General features: G+C 39.9%; 17 protein-coding genes. 5 read left to right on the top strand and 12 right to left on the bottom strand.

What is annotated here, in order from left to right; all coding sequences use genetic code 11:
- Nucleotides 1-186: 186 nt before the first annotated feature.
- The 3 genes from AC1Q59_RS00085 (at nucleotide 187) to AC1Q59_RS00075 (ending at nucleotide 3,163) form a co-directional block, all read left to right on the top strand.
- Entirely contained in the window at nucleotides 187-714 is a 528-nt protein-coding gene (locus AC1Q59_RS00085) for a sigma-70 family RNA polymerase sigma factor (protein WP_492363726.1), read from the top strand.
- Nucleotides 704-1,981, top strand: a complete 1,278-nt coding sequence (locus tag AC1Q59_RS00080) for a DUF4179 domain-containing protein (protein ID WP_492363725.1) — start codon at nucleotides 704-706, stop codon at nucleotides 1,979-1,981. Before AC1Q59_RS00085 ends, AC1Q59_RS00080 begins: the two co-directional genes overlap by 11 nt.
- A gap of 210 nt (nucleotides 1,982-2,191) precedes the next feature.
- Nucleotides 2,192-3,163 (top strand): NAD(P)H-dependent flavin oxidoreductase, encoded by a 972-nt coding sequence (locus AC1Q59_RS00075; RefSeq protein WP_492363724.1) that lies wholly within the window; start codon nucleotides 2,192-2,194, stop codon nucleotides 3,161-3,163.
- A gap of 69 nt (nucleotides 3,164-3,232) precedes the next feature.
- Here AC1Q59_RS00075 and AC1Q59_RS00070 read toward each other — a convergent pair whose 3' ends face one another.
- The 6 genes from AC1Q59_RS00070 to AC1Q59_RS00045 all read right to left on the bottom strand — a co-directional run bounded on the left by AC1Q59_RS00070 (nucleotide 3,233) and on the right by AC1Q59_RS00045 (nucleotide 11,606).
- Complete coding sequence (locus tag AC1Q59_RS00070) at nucleotides 3,233-4,114, bottom strand: NAD-dependent epimerase/dehydratase family protein (RefSeq protein ID WP_492363723.1); 882 nt, start codon at nucleotides 4,112-4,114, stop codon at nucleotides 3,233-3,235.
- 30 nt (nucleotides 4,115-4,144) lie between these two features.
- Nucleotides 4,145-6,226, bottom strand: a complete 2,082-nt coding sequence (locus AC1Q59_RS00065; RefSeq protein WP_492363722.1) for an oxidoreductase — start codon at nucleotides 6,224-6,226, stop codon at nucleotides 4,145-4,147.
- Nucleotides 6,227-6,500: 274 nt separating this feature from the next.
- On the bottom strand, nucleotides 6,501-8,234 hold the full coding sequence (locus AC1Q59_RS00060; protein ID WP_492363721.1) for a glycine betaine ABC transporter substrate-binding protein: 1,734 nt from the start codon (nucleotides 8,232-8,234) through the stop codon (nucleotides 6,501-6,503).
- A 1-nt stretch (nucleotide 8,235) separates the two neighbouring features.
- The gene (locus AC1Q59_RS00055; RefSeq protein WP_492363720.1) at nucleotides 8,236-9,444 is read right to left on the bottom strand and encodes a quaternary amine ABC transporter ATP-binding protein; all 1,209 of its coding nucleotides are present in this window, start codon (nucleotides 9,442-9,444) and stop codon (nucleotides 8,236-8,238) included.
- 200 nt (nucleotides 9,445-9,644) lie between these two features.
- Entirely contained in the window at nucleotides 9,645-10,622 is a 978-nt protein-coding gene (locus AC1Q59_RS00050) for a ring-cleaving dioxygenase (protein WP_492363719.1), read from the bottom strand.
- Nucleotides 10,623-10,637: 15 nt separating this feature from the next.
- Complete coding sequence (locus tag AC1Q59_RS00045; RefSeq protein ID WP_492363718.1) at nucleotides 10,638-11,606, bottom strand: ring-cleaving dioxygenase; 969 nt, start codon at nucleotides 11,604-11,606, stop codon at nucleotides 10,638-10,640.
- 378 nt (nucleotides 11,607-11,984) lie between these two features.
- On the opposite strand from AC1Q59_RS00045, the gene AC1Q59_RS00040 reads away from it, so the two are divergent.
- Nucleotides 11,985-13,403 carry a Na+/H+ antiporter NhaC family protein gene (locus AC1Q59_RS00040; protein WP_492363717.1) on the top strand — a complete coding sequence of 473 codons (1,419 nt, stop codon included), beginning with the start codon at nucleotides 11,985-11,987 and terminating at the stop codon, nucleotides 13,401-13,403.
- A gap of 195 nt (nucleotides 13,404-13,598) precedes the next feature.
- On the opposite strand, the gene AC1Q59_RS00035 is transcribed toward AC1Q59_RS00040, so the two are convergent.
- Nucleotides 13,599-14,519: a DUF3231 family protein gene (locus AC1Q59_RS00035; RefSeq protein WP_492363716.1), complete on the bottom strand. Its 921-nt coding sequence runs from the start codon at nucleotides 14,517-14,519 to the stop codon at nucleotides 13,599-13,601.
- A 270-nt stretch (nucleotides 14,520-14,789) separates the two neighbouring features.
- On the opposite strand from AC1Q59_RS00035, the gene AC1Q59_RS00030 reads away from it, so the two are divergent.
- On the top strand, nucleotides 14,790-17,384 hold the full coding sequence (locus tag AC1Q59_RS00030) for a M14 family metallopeptidase (protein WP_492363715.1): 2,595 nt from the start codon (nucleotides 14,790-14,792) through the stop codon (nucleotides 17,382-17,384).
- A gap of 96 nt (nucleotides 17,385-17,480) precedes the next feature.
- On the opposite strand, the gene AC1Q59_RS00025 is transcribed toward AC1Q59_RS00030, so the two are convergent.
- The 5 genes from AC1Q59_RS00025 to AC1Q59_RS00005 all read right to left on the bottom strand — a co-directional run bounded on the left by AC1Q59_RS00025 (nucleotide 17,481) and on the right by AC1Q59_RS00005 (nucleotide 21,455).
- Nucleotides 17,481-18,422 carry an alpha/beta hydrolase family protein gene (locus tag AC1Q59_RS00025; protein ID WP_492363714.1) on the bottom strand — a complete coding sequence of 314 codons (942 nt, stop codon included), beginning with the start codon at nucleotides 18,420-18,422 and terminating at the stop codon, nucleotides 17,481-17,483.
- Entirely contained in the window at nucleotides 18,415-18,960 is a 546-nt protein-coding gene (locus tag AC1Q59_RS00020) for a helix-turn-helix domain-containing protein (protein WP_492363713.1), read from the bottom strand. The genes AC1Q59_RS00025 and AC1Q59_RS00020 overlap by 8 nt, the downstream gene beginning before the upstream one ends.
- A gap of 146 nt (nucleotides 18,961-19,106) precedes the next feature.
- The gene (locus tag AC1Q59_RS00015; RefSeq protein ID WP_492363712.1) at nucleotides 19,107-20,009 is read right to left on the bottom strand and encodes an N-acyl homoserine lactonase family protein; all 903 of its coding nucleotides are present in this window, start codon (nucleotides 20,007-20,009) and stop codon (nucleotides 19,107-19,109) included.
- A 90-nt stretch (nucleotides 20,010-20,099) separates the two neighbouring features.
- The gene (locus tag AC1Q59_RS00010) at nucleotides 20,100-20,699 is read right to left on the bottom strand and encodes a hypothetical protein (RefSeq protein ID WP_492363711.1); all 600 of its coding nucleotides are present in this window, start codon (nucleotides 20,697-20,699) and stop codon (nucleotides 20,100-20,102) included.
- A gap of 201 nt (nucleotides 20,700-20,900) precedes the next feature.
- A complete protein-coding gene (locus AC1Q59_RS00005) occupies nucleotides 20,901-21,455 on the bottom strand; it encodes an NADPH-dependent FMN reductase (RefSeq protein WP_492363710.1) in 555 nt (184 codons plus the stop codon).
- Nucleotides 21,456-21,635: the final 180 nt, after the last annotated feature.

The following is a 21,635-nucleotide window of genomic DNA, read 5'->3' as shown; positions in this document are numbered from 1 at the left end:
ATGAATAAGGAAAAACTCGATTCACTTAAATGGGCACCTGCGGATATGCCTGTGGTTGAAAAGTTAATGTACAGGAACTCAAATTGCTCAATTTACTTCATTTTTTAATAAAGATTAACCTCTTTCGTCCGATTGAATGAACTTTTATACACCCCTGTGAGTCTTATCATTGAAAGAGGTGTGGCCATGAATGTTGTTCGTTTGGTTAAAAAAGCAAAAAAAGGAAATAAAAATGCTCTTCTAAAATTGATTCTTGTGGAAAAAGATGCCTACTACCGGCTGGCATTCACTTATATGGGAAATTCCCACGATGCCATGGATGCTGTAGAGGATATGATTGTAAAGCTGTACGAGAATATCCATCAGCTTAAAAATGAAAAAGCTTTTTACAGCTGGAGCAAAACCATTTTAGTCAATCGCTGTAAAACCATTCTGCGAAAATCAAGCGATTTTCAGTATATGGAACAGGAGCAAATCAACGAACAGGATCACCATAATCCTCATATTAGGACCGATCATCAGCTGGATATTACCGAAATGTTGTCTAAGGTCAATGAACATCAAAAAGAAGCATTGCAGTTAAAATACTTTCATGATTTCGATTATCAAACCATTGCCGAAATGACAAATGTATCGATTGGGACTGTCAAATCAAGAATTTTTCAAGGACTAAAGAAGCTGAGGGACTATTATGGAGGTGAACATGGTGAATAATATTGAAAAACGATTAGCCGAGGAAAAACAGCGTTTTGATCAAATTACTGCACCGGAAAATTTCGAAGCTCGCATGCGAGAAGCCCTAAAGCCGGCAAAACAGAAGCATAAGCCAAGAAAACTTATTTGGAACCTTACCGCAGCAGCGGTGTTACTCGTCTTTTTTGCAGGTTATCAATATGATGCGTTTGCTTTTTACGGAAAGAAATTACTAGGGTTCGACGATTTAGTTACAGGTACATTAAATGATTTAAATGAAAAAGGGATGGGGCAACTGGTTGGGAAAAAGACTGCACTATCGAACGGAACCTTTCTTATCATTGATGGAGTAATAACGGATGAAAATCAGCTCGTTCTTTATTACACTCTAAAAAATTCTGATGGAATTGACGGGGAATTTTCACCAAGGAGATTAACGGGCTTTTTCACTAATTCCATTGCCGGGGGCGGCACAGAAAGGGTAAATGATCTGCAAACAGAAATAAAAGGCGTCATGTCCTTTGATTCCGTCAGCCCTTTTTCAAAAAAATTAACTCTGCATTATAGTGAGCAGCTTCCTAATAATGAAATAAAAGAAGGAGAAGTTACTTTCCCCTATCATCCGGATGAAGCGCTGCAGACTGGGATCAAGCAATCCATTAGAAAAACAGCCGAGGTTGATAAAGGGAAAATTAACTTTCGCTCTATTACTGCCACCCCAACCGAAACAGTGGTAGAAGGCACAATCAATGCTGATAACTTTGATCGCGTTTCAAGTGCATTAGATGGCATTGAACTTCTTGCAGATGGAAAACCTGTTCAAATGCTGGGCGGCGGTCATAGTTCCTCGCTGAAAGGCAGAACATTTGATTTGCGGTTTGATGCCCTGCCAAGTAATTTGGAATCTTTAGAAATTGCGGTGAAGCAATTTGCTGGCTATAAGACGCTTGATGAAAAAATAAACATAGCCACTGCTGGAGCAGAGCCTATCACTTTAGGAGACACTAAAGAATTGATAATCAAGGATGTTACCGCAACATCTGAGGGTGTCAAGGTGACAATTGCAACAGATGTTGATGTCATGCTTGACGGCGTTTCCATCAGTAACACAAATGGTGTAAAAACCCCATTAAAAACGACAGTCAATCAGACTAAAATGAATAAAAATGGCACTTTCTATAAGCAGCGAACCCTTTTATTTGATACATCAGTGCTGCCCGAATTTATCACCATAAAAGGCATGCACTACATGAAAACATACAACCAAACCATTCCTATACCGCTTTAAAGCATTGGGGGCCTGTCCCCCAGTGATTTACCGCATCACCGCAATGGGGGTCAGGCCCCCATTGCGGTGATGCGGTAACGTAAATTTGAACATTTTGTGACACCACCAAAAATATTATGAACTATTAGGACCAGGTGTTAGTTAGCTCACTTTTAGGAGTGAATCCTATTGATAGAATGAATTAGTATTTAGAAATTTCAAAGTATACTAATGAAATGGGGTTCTTCTTTGAGTTTTCCACAGTTAAAAATTGGGCATATGATGCCAAAGTTTCCAATCGTTCAAGGTGGTATGGGTGTAGGTATTTCTTTAAGCGGGCTAGCTTCCGCTGTTGCAAATGCAGGAGGGATTGGAATTATCTCTGGTACGGGGATTACTGTCGAGGAGATGAAATTCCATATAAGAAAAGCTAAAGAAACGATTAAAGATACAGGATATATTGGCGTAAATGTCCTTTTTGCGATGAATGATTTTGCTGAAAAAATGAAAGCTGCCCTTGAGGAGAAGGTTGATTTCATCATTTCTGGTGCTGGGATTTCAAGAGATATGTATGCTTGGGGCAAAGAGGCTGGAATTCCTGTTATCTCGATTGTATCTTCAGCGAGACTAGCAAAAATTTCAGAACGACTTGGAGCTTCTGCAGTTGTAGTGGAGGGACATGAAGCTGGTGGACACCTGGGCACCGACAGACCATTATTCGAGATACTGCCGGAAGTCGTTGCGGCGGTGAAAATTCCTGTCATAGCTGCCGGAGGGATTATGACTGGAGAAGATCTTGCCCGAGCTTTAAAAATAGGCGCTTCTGGTGTCCAGATGGGAACTAGATTTGTTGCAAGTGTTGAGTGTGATGCACCGCTCACATTTAAAGAAAAATACGTCCAAGCTCACCAGGAGGATACAATTTTAGTCAAAACAACGGTCGGTCTACACGGGCGCGCGATTAAAAACCATTTTACTGACCTCATTTCAGGTGATAAAAAAGTCAAAATTAAAAAGTGTATCGATTGCCTTAAAGATTGCTCCTATCGATTCTGTACACTTGATTCTCTAATTACCTCTATGAACGGAGACTGTGAAAATGGTCTAGTTTTTGCCGGAGCAAGGGTACATGAAATAAAGGAAATTCTGCCAGTGCAAACCATCATCAATAATATCATGTATGAATTTGAAGCATGTGTATGAAGATAAATATAGGACGGGTCTTGGTTTACCGTCCTATTTTCTCCTGATATTCCCTGCATACAATCTACTCTACTTTAACTTGTTAGCCATCGCTTCAATCAACGGTTTAAGCCAATCATGTAAATAAGAGAATTGGAATCCCCTTTTTGCACCCTTTTCATTTGTCATGAACCAGGAATCCGGAATGGCATATGGTGAACGGATTTCATCATTTCCAATAAGAGCGATTTTAGCCTTTTTTCCAACAGCTTCTTCAATTAATTTGATTAAATTGGCTAAGGAAATTTCACCATGTGCTGTGGCATTTATTGGACCCTCCACTTCAGACATTCCAGCCCATTTCAAAAATTCTGCGGCCTCTTCAGCCTGAATAAAAGACATTTCCGCTTTCATGTTTAAAAAGCCAATTGGCTCCCCATTGCTAACTCGTTCAACATGAAAATGCAGCCTTCTTGTATAATCATCCTCTCCCATAACGATGGGAAATCGAACTGCTACAACAGGGAATTCTGCATATTTAAAGAAAACAGCTTCCGCTTGCCGCTTTCCTTCCCCATAGGAAAAATCGTTACTATTGCCCATTAGAACATCATAAGAATAGGGGTCGAAATCAGCTTCTCTTTTTGCACGGCAGTCAGCTGCATACACGGAAAGGCTCGAGGTGAAAACAAGCTTGCCAATTTTCCCATTGAATATTTCACAAAACTCATGCGCTTCGTTTGGAGAATAACAAATATTATCATAGACAATATCGAAATTTCGGCCCTCTACTTTTTTGGCGAGTTCTTCTTTATTTGTACGATCCGTTATTAGATGTTCTACCTTATCACCGAAAGGATTACCCGATTGTCCGCGTGTCATAATTGATACATGATGGCCGTCTTCAATTAACAACTCAACTAATTTTCGGCCAAAAAACCTTGTTCCGCCTAATACTAGAATATTTTTCATATATATTCTCCTTTTCAATCATAGGCAAAATTAATCTAATAATCTCCCGGCGATCGTCCCCTGAAGTATCGCCCGTTCTGCATCTAACTCTTTTATGTCTTGCGCACCACCGATGACAAACAGCGGCTTTTCAACATTTTCCCCTACTTTATATCTTCCAAGTTCCCCTTCACCTTTGTAAAAAGAATCCACGGATGGAAGTTCACATAGAACAAATCCAAATTTAACCAGAGTATTCTGCAAAGAATCATTTGGTTTTTGACCGGCGGCAAGGATAACTGTGTCTGCAGGGATAAGAACTTTTTCTCCGTTTTCAATAATACAGACGCCGTCCTCGGTAATAGAATCATATTCAATCTCAGTATGGATGGCCACCTGACGTTTTTTCATTTCTTTTAGAGAGATCCAGCGTCTCGTTTTCCCTACATATTCAGCAAGTCGCTTGCCGCGGCGCATCAGATGAACCTTGCGCTTCGGCTTTGTTTTTTCTAAAACATCCTTGGCATCCATAATTCCTTCAGAGATGAGGAAAAGGATGGCTTCCGGGCTAATAATGTTTTCTGTCAGGCGATGAGCAACATCGACTGCGATTCCTCCTGCACCAATAATCGCTACCTGTCTGCCTACAATTTTCCGTTCCTCAAAATAGTCAGTATAATCGAAGACATGTGGTAAATCACTTCCTGGAATCGATACCTCACTTGGCAAAACCCCAGATGCCAACACAACAGCATCAAATGCTGCCAGCTCTTCCGCAACTGGAGGTGAATTTAACTGAATACTAACACCTAGTCTTTGTAACTCGTTTTCAAAATATCTAACCGTTTGCGCATAATCAGCTTTCCCAGGTACTCTAGATGCCCAGCGGAATTGCCCGCCAATACGGCTTGCTTTTTCAAACAAGGTTACCTGATGACCTCGCAGGGCTAAAACACGGCTTGCCTCCATTCCTGCAGGTCCGCCGCCGACAACAGCCACATGAAGGGCTCGTTTAGACTGCTCAATCTTTAGTAATTCTTCCCTGCCAGCTATCGGATTCACCAGACAAGAGGATGGCAGACCGCTAAAATATTTATCCAGACAGGATTGGTTGCAGCCGATACATGTATTAATGAAATCAGAACGGTCTTCCATTACCTTCTGGACAAAATTTGCATCCGCAAGAAAGGGACGTGCCATTTGGATAAAATCCGCAACCCCGTTAGCCAAAAGTTGATTCGCCTGACTAGGTTCATTGATCCGATTACTCACGATTAGAGGAACCGATACGGCATGTTTGATTTCTGAGCTAAGTGATGCAAAGCTTGCGTGCGGTACACACGACTGAACGGTTGGAATTTGTGATTCATGCCAGCCAATCCCAATATTTAAGGCATCTGCTCCATGCTGTTCCAGTTTTTGTGCAAGGATTACGACCTCATCTAAGGTTGAACTTTCAGGCATTAAATCCATTCCGGACATTCGAAAAATCACCGGATAGTCCTGGCCGGCGTGTTTTTTAACAGATTTAATCACTTCGAGAGGAAAACGCAGACGTTTCTCGAATGTTCCGCCCCAGTCATCTTGACGCAAGTTTGTTACTGGGGAAAGAAATTGATTAAGGAGATATCCTTCTGACCCCATAATTTCAACCGCATCAAACCCGTATTCACGGGCTTTTTTGGCGCCTGCACCAAAAGCCTCAATAATTCTTAAAATATTTTTCTCATCCAATTCTTCGGCTAAAGTCGGGCTAATCCGCGTAGGTACCGCCGATGGTGCCACAGGTTTCATTCCTGTCTTATCTTCTCGAGCATAGCGTCCAGCATGAAACAGCTGCAGCGCTACTTTTCCCCCAGCTTTATGTACTTCAGTGGTGATTTTTCGAAAGTGATCTTCATGTTCTGGATTGTAAATATGAATGGAGTGCGTATCACTCGCTCCCTCTGGACTTATCGGAGCACCTCCTGTGACAATCAGCCCAACCTCCCCTCTAGCGCGTTCTGCATAGAAGCGGGCAATTCTTTCCCCATCATTCAGTTTCTCAATTCCCATATGCATCGAACCCATTATGACTCTGTTCTTCAATGCAAGATTTCCTATATTACCGGGAGCAAGCAAGACTTCCTTCACTCTTATTCCTCCTTTAACGAACTATTAGTCAATCTTATTTCATGATTCAATGCTTTAGACAATGAATGATGAATATTTTTAATTTTATTTCTATTATAATACAATTCTCGTAATCCTTTTAAAAATTGCAATTCTCATTCTAAAGTAAAATTGCAATTTTTGCGGATTTGCGAATTGTTTATACGGAAGTGATATTGCATTTTTAATATTGGCTTTAACGTAAAAAAAGGGCAGCGATACCAAATCATATCACTACCCCTTAAATATTCTTTATTTATTGCAAATCTTCAATGGAATCAATATCGACATATTCCGGTACTACCAAACCATTCTTTGTTCCGTGAAGATTTTTACCAAGGTCGACTAAGTCATTCTTATACGTATTAAAGTATTCTGCATGGGTTGTTGGGAGCCAAGCTCCAACCATCGCATCGGAGCTGCCGTTAGCAACACCAGCAAACATAGGTCCAACTTCAACTTGAGTTAATGTCACATTATAGCCATGTTGCTCAAGAACCTTACCAATCACATTTGTACTAGCTATTTCAGTATCCCAGGCAACAAAGACAAGATTGATGCTTTCACCATTTGCCGCTTGGGCACCGTTCGTCCACTTCGCCACTTTATCAGAATTGGCCTTAATCCATTTTTCGGCTGCTTCACCTGCTTTCAAGCCACCTGTAATGTCAACCATGACAGCTTCCAAATCACTCGGCTCCCATGAGAATTGATCAAGAATCGTATAAGCACCAGGAGCATCCTTGTCAAGGCCTTTTCTGACAAGTGTATGAATATCTTCAGCACCGCCGAATGAGCCTTTCGGATCATCAAGATATTTTAATTTGTAGGAAGCGAACATCCAGTGCGGCGACCAGCCTGTTACAATAATCGGTTTCTCTGCATCATAGGATTTCTTTAACTCCGCAACCATAGCAGCTGAAGACCCTTCAAATAGATTCCATTGATCTAATCCGTAATCTTCCATTGCCTTACTCGTTAGCGCCATTAAGCCTGCACCGGGTTCAATACCAATAATTTCATAATCTGTTTGAGCCCCAATGCTGTTTTCATCTTCGGGTGCAGGAGTTGTGTTACCTTTTAGAATAGCTAGCGCAATGGCCGTGCCAATAACAAGTACAGCTAATATAGAAAAAGCTAATCTAGGTTTTAATACATGTTTATATGCTGGATTTCGCAAGTTTTGTGTAATCCGATCAAGTATAATGGCTATAAAAACAATGGATAGTCCAGCTTCAAAGCCTTTTCCGACATCAATTTGACTGACAGCTCGATACACATCTGCTCCAAGTCCAGGTGCCCCAACTAATGAAGCTGTAACAACCATTGAAAGGGCAAGCATAATACTTTGGTTTACCCCAGCCATAATCGTTGGCATGGCTAAAGGCAGTTGGACCTTGAACAATTTCTGGCTGCTGGATGATCCAAAAGCATCCGCTGCTTCAATGAGGTCTTTCGGTACCTCTTGAATCCCCAGATTGGTCATACGAATGGTAGGAGCAATTGCAAAGATAAACGAAGCAATTATTCCTGGCACAACGCCTATACCAAAAAATAAAATCGATGGAATTAAATACACAAAGGCAGGCATTGTCTGCATAAAGTCTAAGATAGGTGTGACAATATTTTGTACCGTTTTTCGCTTGGCACACCATATTCCAATTGGAATTCCGATGATAATGGTAATTAATCCAGATAATAAAACGATTGCTAATGTTTGAATACTTGATTCCCAATAGCCAAGATTATCAATTAACAGCAGGCTGACTAAGGTAAAAATCCCTAATGGCCATCTGCTTGTATAGGTTACTAATAGAGCCAGGAAAATTATTAAGACTATCGGAGGGCCTACGCTTAACACATCAACGATAATGTTTAACAGGCCTTCAATCGAGTTTGTTAGAAGTGTAAAAAAACCAGCAAACGCAACAGTTACCCATTGCACCAGAGAGTCTACCCATTCTCCTAATGGAATTTTAGGCATATTCATGTTATTCATCACTCTCCAAATCATTCAGAGAATCTTTATTTCCTGCCAGCGCACCAACAACAGCTCCGCGAATCACAATCCCTTTTAATCGGTTTTCTTCATCAATAACAGAAATTGGCAGGCTAGAAGTTGCCATCTCATCCATTAAATCAGCAATTAATGTATCTTCTGAAACTGTTGGAATGTCGGTTGTCATGACTTCAGATATCGATTGATTTTGATCGATAGCCTTTTTTGCCTGTTCAGCAGTCAATGCCCCCAAAAGCTTTTTCTTACGGTCGACAATGAATATGCTGGAATACCCCTGCTTACGCATTATTTCTAGGGCAACCCTTGGACCACGGTCTATACCGATCTTTTCGGCTCGTTTCATTACATGTGAAGCGGTTAAAACTTTTGATAAATCAACATCCTCCACAAACTTCTCAACAAATTTATTGGCTGGCTTCATCATGATTTCTTCAGGTGTACCAAGCTGAATCACACTGCCGTCTTTCATAAGGGCAATGCGATCGCCAATTCGTAATGCTTCATCTAAATCATGTGTAATAAAAATAATCGTTTTCTTGTATTGCTCTTGAATTTCAATTAATTCATCCTGCATATCTTTCCTAATTAATGGATCAAGCGCACTGAAAGCTTCATCCATCAGGATAATATCGGTATCGCTTGCAAGAGCTCGGGCAAGGCCAACCCTTTGCTGCATTCCGCCGCTTAATTGGGATGGAAGCTGATGCTCGTACCCTTTTAAACCGACAACCTCAAGCGCCCTCATAGCTTTTTCCCTTCGTTCATCTGGAGGAACCTTTTTGATTTCAAGACCATATTCCGTGTTTTCTACTATGGTTCGATGTGGAAACAAAGCGAAATTCTGAAAAACCATACTGATTCTTTTTTGCCTAATTTCTCTCAGCCTGGCAGCATTCATTTTGACAATGTCTTCATCTTTTATCAAAATTTCTCCTAGCGTAGGATCAATTAGTCTATTGAACATTCGGATTAAGGTGGATTTCCCGCTTCCGGATAAACCCATAATGACGAAAATTTCACCGGGATAAATTTTGAAGTTCACATTATTCACACCAACCGTTTGCCCGGTTTCTTTAAGGATTTCTTTCTTTGATTTACCTTTCTTTAGTAATTCAATGGCTGCTTTTGGCGATTTCCCAAAAATTTTCGAGACATTTCTGACTTCTACATACGGATCCATCCAATCACCTCATATGATAAAATTCCTATGCTCTATTTACTTTTTCCTACTTTGAATGCTTATATGAAGATTCCTAAAGAAAGCGAAAAAAGGAATGGGTGAGTCTGGAAATATTTTCATTATGCGAAAGCTTTTTATATCTATTTGGGCGTAAAAAAACGATGATTCCTGCTATAGGAACCACCGTTTTTTTTTAAATATTACTCTTTAATAAATGTCTTGGTACTTCTTACTGTATCGATTGGACGGACTAATTTTTCAATTTCAGCTCGTTTTGGCTCTAAAAATGGCGGAAGAGATAATTTTTCTCCCAGTGTTTCATATGGTTCATCCCCCATAAAGCCAGGACCGTCAGTAGCAAATTCGAATAAAATCTGCGGTGCAACTCTTGCGTATAATGACTCGAAAAAGTGGCGGTTTACGTAGCCGGATGTTTGGAAACCAAAGCTAGCCATGCGACTAATCCACTCTTCTAATACGGTCCGATTCTCTACACGGAACGCTGCATGGTGAACGGTGCCAAAACCTTGGCGGGCTTCAGGAAGAATAGCATTATATTCGACGATAACTGAGGCCCCGTTTCCTCCCTCTCCCACTTCAAATAAATGAAATGATCCTTCATGTGCTGTTTCTTTAAATAATAGGACTTTTTCCATCATTTCTTTAAAATAATCGAAATTCGCAATCCGGACAAAAATTGGTCCAAGACCCGTAATCGCATATTCCAATGGAATTGGCCCCTTTTGCCAAGGTGTACCAGATTCTACCCCTTTATTGATTTCATCTGAAATCAACTGGTATTGCTGATCATCAAAATCAACGAAGGAAAGGGTTTTCTTGCCAAATTGCTCTTTAATACCGGTGTGTTTGACTTCAAGGCGATCAAAACGTTTTACCCAATAATCTAGAGCGGCATCACTCGGTACACGGAAGGATGTCTTGGAAATCTCGTTTGTCCCATGCAGCCCTTTTGGAATGCCGGGAAAGTCGAAAAAGGTCATGTCTGTACCGGCACTGCCTTTATCATCAGCAAAGAATAAATGGTAGGTTTGGATATCATCCTGGTTGACCGTTTTTTTCACTAAACGCATGCCTAACACATAAGTGAAAAATTCATAGTTTTTTTCCGCGCTGCTTGTTATAGCTGTTACATGGTGTAATCCTTTTAAATGGTTCATTTTATGCCCTCCTGCTTATTGTAATTCTAATGGTCTTAATTTTGCCTCGATCTCTTTTCGCTTTGGTTCTAAAAATGGTGGGAGTGCCAGTCTCTCACCCATTTTTTCGAGTGGTTCATCTGCGGAGAACCCAGGTTCATCGGTTGATAGTTCAAATAATATTCCATTGGGTTCTCTGAAATATAACGCCTTAAAATAATATCTTTCTACTTTCCCTGAATTCGGCAAGCGATATTCCTTGAGCCGCTCTGCCCATTGAATATATTCTTCTTCGGTCGGGACGCGGAAGGCAACATGATGAACTCCGCCGCGTCCTAAGCGAACCTTTGGCAAATCAGGTCTTGTTTCAATATGAACCTCCGCTCCGCTGCCGCCTTCTCCTGTGGCATAAACCAATATGTCTGGAGCATTTCCTTCAAGGGATGGATAGGAACCAACATGGCGAAATCCCATCACCTCTGTTAAAACGCCAATCGTTGGTTCAGCGATTCCGACTGTGAGCGTCACTGGGCCTAAGCCAATAATGGCATGTTCAAGCGGAATGTCTTCCCTTTGCCAAGGTACACCTGCTCGAACTCCCTTTTCATTGTTGTCAGCTGCTAGAATGATGCGAGTCCCCTCAAAGTCTCTGAAAGCAAGTGTATCACGGTGTGCTCTTTTTATAATTTCATCGTGTTCAACTCTATATTGTTCAAAACGTTCTTTCCAAAACAACAAGGAGTCTGAAGTCTTAACCCTTAATGAAACAGCGGAAATATCTGAAGTTCCCCTGTGTGTCCGTGCAAGATGAGGAATATCAAAGAATGTCACGTCTGTCCCAGGAGTTCCTTTTGCATCAGCATAAAAAAGATGATAGGATTCGGTATTATCCTGATTCACTGTTTTCTTTACCAATCTCATCCCTAAAATTTTTGTATAGAATTCATAATTTTTTTCAGCTTTGCCTGTCAATATAGACACATGATGCAATCCCAAAAGTTCCATCCCGTTCACTCCTTTAACATTTGTTGTTTATTTTACTGATGCTTAATGTTTTCTTTTGAAGTTTGCTAAACATTACTTTGAAGTAAATTATCTCGAATTCAAGATAATTGTATAACCCAAAACCAATTATGTCAATAGGTCCGTTTTTAGATAAGAAGTAATAATGCCCTCCCTCCCAGGGAAAACTAAATTAAATCACTAACACTTTCACACATGGGGGCTTTACCCCGGCAGTTTAAAGCATTAACGCAATGGGGGCCTGTCCCCCAACAATTTAAAGCATTAACGCACCGGGGGCCTGTCCCCCGGTGGTTTAAAGCGTTAACGCAACGGGGGTCAGGCCCCCGGTGGTTTAACGCGTTGCAGGAGGATTGTATTTTGGAGTATGTTTGGCTTTCACTAATTCCGTTTTTAATTGTAATTGGAATGTCGATTTGGCTGAAGAATATCTTGCCTGGGCTGGTTGTTGGGATTCTTGTGGGGTCTATTCTGGTCACTGCAAGCTTACTTGAGGGTACACAGCAGGCAGTCACATATATTGTCACTACTTTAGCGAATCCAACTAATATGAAAATTATCGCGTTTCTTTATGTATTTGGCGGGCTTGTCGGAATGATGAATGTTTCCGGCGGAATTAAGGGGTTTTCTGAATGGGCAGGAGAAAGGATTACCACAGAACGGGGCCTGCTGGGCCTCATTTGGCTCACACTCCCCTTTACTTTCATGATGCCGATGTTCCGGATTATGATGATCGGCCCTATCATCAAGTCTCTCATCAAAAAAATGAATTTGTCCAGAGAAAAGGTCGGCATGACACTTGATATCTCAACAGAATCAGTCATTGTTCTGCTCCCTGTGGCAACAGCCTTTGTTGGGTTCATGGTGTCATTAGTCGAGGGAGGAATCAGCGGACTGAACCTAGGCATATCAGCGTATGAAGTCTTTCTATTAAGTATTTTATTTAATTTTTATGCCATTATTATGCTTTTAATTGGACTAATTCAAACCTTTTGGTCTCCTAGAGACAAAGTTCGTCAAAGCACTGGTGAAGAACAAAATCCCGAACACTTTGAATTGCACAGGATTGGCATTCAAATCGAATTATCCTTAGTTAAAGCACAGCCATGGCATTTAATTGTACCCGTTTTCTTGCTGCTGGGCTCATCATTATTTCTTTTATGGCAGGATGGCATAGCAAAAGGGGCTACAACGCTATTTGAAGCTTTTTCTATGGCAGATGCTACTTTTGTGATGCTTCTCGCTGTGTTTGTGACCCTTATTATTACGTTTATTTTCTATTTGATTAGAAATGAAAAATTAAACGAGGTGCTGTTCCATTTTTATGATGGCGGAAATCAAATGATGGAAGCAATCAGCCTGTTAATTCTTATTTGGTCATTAACATTAGCTGCCGAAGATCTTGGCTTCTCAGCTTTTGTCAGTTCAACCCTTGGCAGCTTTTTACCGGCTTTTCTTACCCCTGCAGCCATTTTTGTCATTGGATCGGTTGTCGGTTATTTCATTGGTTCATCATGGGGAACTTGGGGGTTATTCATGCCATTAGGCATTTCCTTAGCTGTTTCAACTGGAGCTTCCATTCCGTTAACTGTAGGTGCTGTTTTTGCAAGCGGTGCTTTTGGAGCGTTAACCTCACCGCTAGGAGACACCACGATCACAACTGCCTCAATTCTTGACCTGGACTTGATAGACTATGCCCAATATAAATTAAAAGTATCTGCTATTGGTGGCGTCATTGCAGCAGCTTTGTTTGTTATTGGCAGTTTTGTGTTTAGCTAAAATGGCCGATCGAGCTAAGATATACAGCAGATTTTTTAAGAAGTACATCATAAAAAATAAGACCCTGGTTCTCACCGGGTCTTTTCTTTATAGTCTATGGATATAATGGTCTAATTTTTTTTCAATTGTTCACGGTCATCAGCCTGTGGAGGCTCCTCCATCCAGCCATGTTTGATCATTATTTTAGCTCCCTCTTCAGGGATACATGGTGATTTCTGGGATAAATGAGGCATATTTAGCACCTAAATCTCTGCGCGTACTTGCCGCTAATGCCATCGCAAAATTTCCAATCCCAGCGGCATTCATCGCTGAGACATGATACATCATAAGCTTATCTGAAAAAATATGGTCTGCTGTATCCAAGACTAAACCATCCCATGTCATCGGGACAGGCAGATTTTCTTTTAGTAAATATTGACTAAAGGTTTCTATATATTTTTGGGAAAGATCAATTCCTTTGCTAGGAAATTGTTTTACGTCCTCATGTTGTGCAGTTTGAGCAAACCCCATTATTAATGCTTTTCCAATTACATTTGTTTGAGTGTTTAAAAATAAATGGGTAATTTCAACCGATGTCACTGAGCGCTTTTTCCCAAAAAATCCGGCTAAAAAATTCTGTTTCTCAACAAAATCCACCTGATCAGGAGCAGTGATACTAGGCGGTTTTACATACAACCCTTGTTTTAACAATAAATCGCGTGTTTTGCCTTGCAGCTCAACCGCCTTGTCTAATACATTCCTATGAAACTCAGCTACATCAGGACGTGTCGCTAGCCCTATAGCCTGACTGCTGCCAAACATGACAATGATAGCCATCCGCCTTAAATACATTAACATAAACGGATCTGAAAAAAGCTTGGCTCCTCTTTGGTTTACATCTTGCTCCGTAAACCCATGCGGGACCGGAAATTCTTCATTTTTAAATAGCTCCTGTAAAAAGGAAACATTCTTCTTAGCCACTTCAAGCGTACCTTTAATAATAGGGCGCACTTCTTCATCAGTTGCCGTTTCTAAAAAATAGCTGCACACACAAACCGCCAATGTATCATTTATGTACTGTGTCCAAAGACTCGACATCTCTGCGGCTGTCAAACGTAATTTTGTCTTATCCTCCATCTGTACAGCCCTCCATAATAAAAAAGTCGGTCCACGGTAATATCCCCTAACAGACATAAAATTATTTAGGTTTATTCAATTTAGCGCTTCACAGCAATGGGGGCCTGACCCCCAATGGGTTAATGCGTTAAAGCAGCGGGGGACTGACCCCCGCTGCTTTAAATTGGTAAAGTCACTTCCTTGTTTATTGTTGAATATAATGTTTGAATAATATGATTTTATGGTTAGGAGATATTTTATGAAAGGATATTATGCAGGGATGAATGTAATATGGTGAGTCTAAAGGTTAGCAAGAATTTATTGTCTTTGACTGAAGCAAGAATAGTTGAGGTTGAAGCGGATCTTGGGAAGAATGTGGACATAAACAAGCTGGAGTTTCAGTTTGGCGGGAAGCGCCTTTCTGCATGGAAAAAGTGGACAGGCCAATCCAATTTTGATGGTGACCCTTTTATTACAATTATCGAGAAACCCCATTTAATTAAAGGAACTACAACCATCAAGGCAGTCTTAAAATTTGATCTTTTGTTTAACAGAGAAAGCCTTGCCAACAGAACGATTCGCTCGCAATATCAAAAGTTTATCGGAAATTATGAACTAGCATTGGTTGACCCAGAATCAAAAACAAAGGCCTCTGCAACAGTCAAACTAAATGTCTATGATGAGTTCCTTTTCTATCATCAGCTAAAACCCGAAATAGATGAAATCTTTAAGCAAGCAAAGCGAAGAAATAACCGTTATCTTAAATACAAAAGTCTTGGAAAATCTGTTCAGGGAAGAGACCTTCATTTTGTTATTTTGGCAAAAGATGAAACCGCTGTAGAAAAATATTTAAATGAAACACTTCCAATTGCGTTAGAGCAGCCTGGAAGTCTTTTAGAGAAGTTAAAAAATGGACATATGGGCAAATATAAAGTCCCTATTTGGTTTAATAATATTCATCCCGATGAAGTGGAAGGTCCTGACGCACAAGTTGAGTTATTGAAAAAATTTGCCCTCATGGATAAGATTACCTTTCAAAACATTCGGCAAAATGGACAAAAAGAAATTATAGACCTTAATGTGAACGAAATCCTTGATGATATCATTCTCCTCTTCATGTTTACAAATAATCCTGACGGAAGAGTAAAAAACACTAGAAGAAACGCAAATGGCATTGACCTAAACCGTGACAACCATTTTCAAACTCAGCCCGAATCCATCCTTGTCACTGAGGAAATTGCCAAGTGGACGCCCCTTTCCTTCTTGGATATGCATGGTTACATTAACGGCTTTTTAATCGAACCAGCAACTCCCCCTCACAATCCAAATTATGAATACGATTTACTATACGAAAATATGATTAGACAGGCCCATGCAATGGGCCAAGCAGGCTTAGGCAACTCCGGCTTTAAATCATACACTATTCCAGCTCTCGATTACGAAGGCGGCTGGGACGATATGTCAGTCGGCTATACCCCTATGTATGCCATGCTGCACGGTTCGCTCGGCCATACTATTGAAATTCCTGCACTAAGTCAGGATGGCTTTAACGCGATGGTGGGCGTTGGACTAGGGGCTGTCCATTTTATTAAAAAAAATAAAGATCAATTATATAAAAAACAGCTTGAAATTTTTCAGCGTGGCGTAACCGGCGAGGACAACGATGCAGTAGACAAATATCTTGTCAATTCTTCAGGAAAATCCATTGGGCGCATACGAAAAGGCTATAAGAATTTCTTTCCCGATTACTATTTGATCCCGATCGGCACTGCACAAAAAAATAAACTGGAAGCCTATAAAATGGTGCAATATCTGCTTCGAAATGGTGTTAAGGTTTTAAAAACTACGAAAAAAATAAAAGTAAACGGAACTATTTATTCTAAAGGAACATTTTTGATTCCAATGAAACAGGCAAAACGTGGTGTGGCAAACGCAATGCTATATAAAGGTGATAATATTTCAGACTGGAAAAAGATGTACGATTCCATTGTTGTTAATTTCCCGGATCTAAGAGGTTTTACCGTACTTGAAATTCGTGAAGATCGTGCCATTGGTAAAAATGTCATCAAAGTCAAGACAGCAGCGACACCAGCAGGAAAGATTACCGCAAATACCCGGCTTCAAGTATTGTCCAATACCAATAATGACACCATCAAAATCGTTAATGAACTTCTGAAAAAGGGGGTAACTGTAGAGAAGGCCACTGAAACTAAAGGTGGAGTAAACAGAGGCGACTTTATTGTCCGAACGGAGGATTTGCAGACATTTAGCAAAAACTACTTTATCCAGGCAAAGCCTTTAGACGATGCTATTCTTGTAAAAACAGCCAAGCTTAAGCGGCCAAAAGTAGCGGTTTCAGGATCTGATTTTTTGAAATATGTCATAAAAGAGCTTGGCTTTGACATGGTCAAGCAAAAGGAAGCAGATGTGATCATCAGTGACAGCAGCAGCTTAAATGAAACCAATTTATCTGGAAAAAGATATGTGGGGATTGGATTATCTGCACTAAGTGCAGTTAAAAAAAGCGGGCTATTACCAGGATATCATTATGATTACACAAAGAATGACCACGAAGGATTAGTAAAAGCAAAACTCAATAGCCATCTTCTGACCTCTGGCTATTCGTCGAACGAGCTTTTTTATGTAACATCAGGATCCTGGATTACTTCTGTACCTGCGGGTGCTGATGTATTAGCCACCTTTAGCTCGGATAATGATTTCTTCGTATCAGGATGGTGGCCTGGTCATGAAAAAGCAAAGAGCCAAATTCTTGCCTTTACCCATCAAGTAAACGATACGGTATTCACCCTTTTTGCCAATGATCCTGCCTTTCGAGCTCATACCCAGTACAGCTATCGTCTCCTGGCTAATTGCATCTTTTCTTAGGCAAGCACCTAATATTAAAACCAAGCAAAAAAATATAAGGAACCTGCATTTTAAGCAGCTTCCTTATATTTTTTTATTTAAGAGTTACAGCAGTATCTATTTATAATATTTCTCCAGCCATTCCTCTATTTTATCAAGCATATCCTGATCAAGCGGCTGATCTGCCAGGGTTTTATATTCCTTCATAAGACCAAGCATGGTATGATTGCCTTCATATTTCCGCATAAGATGATTCATCTGAGGGATAATATGCCACTCTGCCTCTCCACGGACCAATTCGGCGATCAGCTTAACATCCTCTGGCGGGACCTGGACATCTTTATCCCCAGTAATCGCTAAGACAGGACATTCCACCTCTTGTAAATAATCAGCTGTATTGTAAGCCATCGTCTCTCTTAAATATTTGGCATTGATTTTTATCCCCTGCACTCTCATGACAGATTGTTCAGTGGCAACAATTTTTTCAAAGATTTTTTTGTCTTGCTTCTTTGCTTTTTCAGTAGCATTTAGCACTCTAAATAACCAGCCTTTGAACCCTTTTGCGTGATCCATTTCAACATAGGCCATCGCTTTTTGCCAATCTGACAGCTCTTTTGATGATTTGGCACCTCCAGCCAGTAAAATCAAGCCGGAAACTGGTACTTTTTTGCATACAGCTGGTGCAATAAGTGCACCTTCACTATGCCCTAAAATAAGTACTTGGTCACTGTTAACCGATGGATGAGATTGTAAGAACTTCACACATGCTGCTGCATCTTCAATTAAATCATTTAAACCTGCCTCTAAAAAGTTACCGCCGCTTTGGTAGGTTCCTCGCTTATCATAGCGAAAAGTAACAAACCCCTTGGCCGTTAAAAATTCTGCTAAATCTTTGTACATATTCATCTGCAAATTCTTTAAATTCCCATCTCGGTCCCCTTTACCAGACCCTGAAATGATTAACACTGCAGGGTGAGCGGTCCTTGCCTCACTAGGAATTGTTAATGTGCCGCTCAATGGAAAAGCCGATTGAACTGTTATTTCTTGGCTATTATTCATGTTCTGTTCCCCTTTCCCTCTCAGGAATGATAATATTGGAAATCATTCTTTTGTTCCGATCTGGTGAAGGGGAATTTTTGGCATATTTTTCATACACCTTCGCCATATCTTTTATAAAACCCATAAATTCTTCATCAGTAAGATGAAGGGCTGTTTGTCTGTAACCGACCCCATCTCTCTGAAAATCAACCTCTCCGCTTTGAAGATAGGCTTCAAAGTTCTGCATAAGCTGTGCAGTAAAAACTAAGAAATATTGGAGATGTTCTTCCTTAGAAAGTCCCTTTATATCTTTGTTAGACATGCTGGCAGCTGAAATATTTAAGGTATAAACCTTTTCCACCGTTCCGCGAATTTGGTTTTCTTCGGTAACCACTAAAACATCTGCTTTTACAAGAGTATCTAGCTGTCTGTATAAAGTAGCCTGCGGAATATCTTTTAGTTCTTTACCCAGCATTTTCGCTGTTTTACTCTGCCCATCAATAAACTTTTGAATGATACGAAAACGAACAGGATGGAGAACCGTTTCTATTTTAATCAATTAGGAAATTTACCCCTTCCGTTATCATTTAATGTAATATTATCATTTTTGATAATATTAAACAATCATTTTTTTTCTGCTAAAAATGACACCATTTTCGCAGAGAAATAAAAAGAACTGGAAACAAAAGTCTCCAGCTCTTCAGCTTAATCTACAATAGTTACAATTCTGTTTTTGCCAACCTTTTTAGTCGGGTATTTATCAAATACAGCGATATCGTGTCCAGGAATGATTCGGTTAATATCTCCATTAACAAGATTGTTTACTTTATGAATGGAATTAAGCTGTTCAAGGTTATCCAAACCAAGGCCAAGCGGTTTATAATCTGTTGCATTTTCATAGGTATACACAACATCTTGGGCCAGTGCATACATACCCTTTTTTGTTTCAACCGTTAATGCTTGCGTACCAAACGTATGGCCTTTAGCTGCATGAACCTTTATCCCTTTTGCCACCTCAAAGTTATCATCTTTAACAAGTGTCACCCTTTTTTCTGAAGAAGCTAGTAATAAATCGTTAATATGATCGATATCTGTTGCAAGCCATACCCATTCTCGAACCTTATCAGGCAGGGATAAAGAAGTAACCCAGCCGTCTAACTCCTCTTTTTGAACGTAAAATTGTGCGTTTGGAAATTTATCAATATTTCCCGCGTGGTCATAATGCAGGTGGCTTAAAATAATTTTATCAATATCATTTGGTGTTAAATTCACTTTATTTAGGATTTCTTCTGGCCCTTCCATTGTAGATTTGGAAACGTTAAATAGTTTCACCCAATCTTTTTGTTTATCTTCTTGATCATCTCGGAAACCAATATCAAAAAGAATATTCTGATCTTTGCTTTGAATTAAATTATAGAAGAAAGGCAGATAGGTAGTACCCTGGTTGTGTGCTCCATAGACCAGTCCAGACTTTGGATAACCTTCAATCCCGCCATATTCTAACAATTTAATACTATAATTCTCTTTTTTTGCGGCAGACGCTGATACTGCACTTCCCAGCAGTAAGGTTAATGCAAGTGTAATAACCATGGTAATTCTCTTCATCATTCTCCTCCTTGATTGTTTAAAGTTTCGGTTAGGTCCAATCCTTTTACCTCCTTTTTCGTTTTTTATCTATTTTTTCCCCTAACCTTCAGATTAATTTGGAGGACTTAACTCATCACTCCACATGTCAAAAATCACTTTTTTTATATCTGCGTTTGCTTTGTTGGTTAGCTCGCTATATTGGGTTAAGTACTCTTTTTTATTGGTTTCGAAATACTGGCTGAACAGCTGTATGGACTGCTGATATTTAGGTAAAGCCTCGTTGTACGCTAACATCACATACTCCATCGATTTAGGAGGCTCGATTTTACTCAGCTCAGATTCCACGAAAGAAAGTTTTTCATCGGCTTCAGAAATTATATTTTTTACAGCTGCTTCATCAGTTTCCCCGGTTAAAAATAAAACCCCTGTACCAGACATACGAAGAATCATGGTTTTTAAATCAAAATGGAGCGGCCGAATTTTTTGGGCAAAAGCTAATTCCTCTTCAGTAAGATCCTCTGCGAATTCAGCTTCCTTTATTGCGGCATCTTTGACTGCATCAAAATCGCTGTAGTCCTTAGTGGTACTTGGATCTACCGTTTCCTCATCATGGCTGTGAATCTCCTTTTCAGCATGTATCGTGGATTGAGTGCTATTACTGCATCCTGAAATTATTAATAAACATAGAGTAAATACGATCATCCTCTTCATTCAATCAACCTCACTTCACACTTTTGTGGATAGCTATTTCTTCAATTAACGCAATAAAACCTTCCTTTTATGGAAAAATAAGTAAATATATCCATGATGAAGGCTATACAGAAATCAGAAATCATAATTTCTCCACCTATTTGCCTATCTCCATAAAAAAAGATGCTTGCAATCCTCTGCAGGCATCTCGTCATATTTTACTTAAGCTTGATATCTCCGAATTAAATCGACAAACGTATCGATAAGGGATTGTAAAAATTTCGCTGTTCCTTCATTTTTTAGATTCCCATGATCATCCATAACATTTTGAATGTTTCCGAGGTAAACTTCAGGCTGCTGAACAATTGGCATATTTAAGCATGTGAGCACTTGTCGTAAGTGGTGGTTTGCGCCGAATCCACCCAAACCGCCTGGAGATTGGCTGATAATAGCTGCCGGTTTCCCATTCCATGCGCTATCTCCATATGGCCGGGAAGCAACGTCTAAGGCATTTTTTAAAACGGCTGGAATGGAACGATTATATTCTGGCGTGACAAAAAAAATCCCGTCCATTTCCTTAATTTTATTTCGGAAGACTGTATATTCTTCCGGAACATTATTTTCATCATCTAAATCTTGATTATATAAAGGCAGCTTCCCAATTTCTATGAATTCTGCCTGATAGCCTTCTGGAAAAAACTGCTTGACACTTGCTGCCAGCTTTCTTGACAAAGACTCTTTACGCAAACTGCCCACTAATATTCCAATTTTCGTCATTCGAACCGTACATCCCTTCATGGTTTTTCTTGTTGATTCGAAGTTATTATTTACCTTAGTGCGGGGAGATATTTATAATTTGACTTTGATATGTTTCAATAAAAAACATTCATGATCTTTCGCTCACAACCCAGGAATGAAAATAGACCTCTCCCCCCATAATGTAGATAACACAAACAG

This window comes from Cytobacillus sp. MT66, from assembly GCF_058792595.1.
Note: the sequence above shows the minus strand (reverse complement) of the source record. Positions and strands in the feature narration are given on the sequence as shown.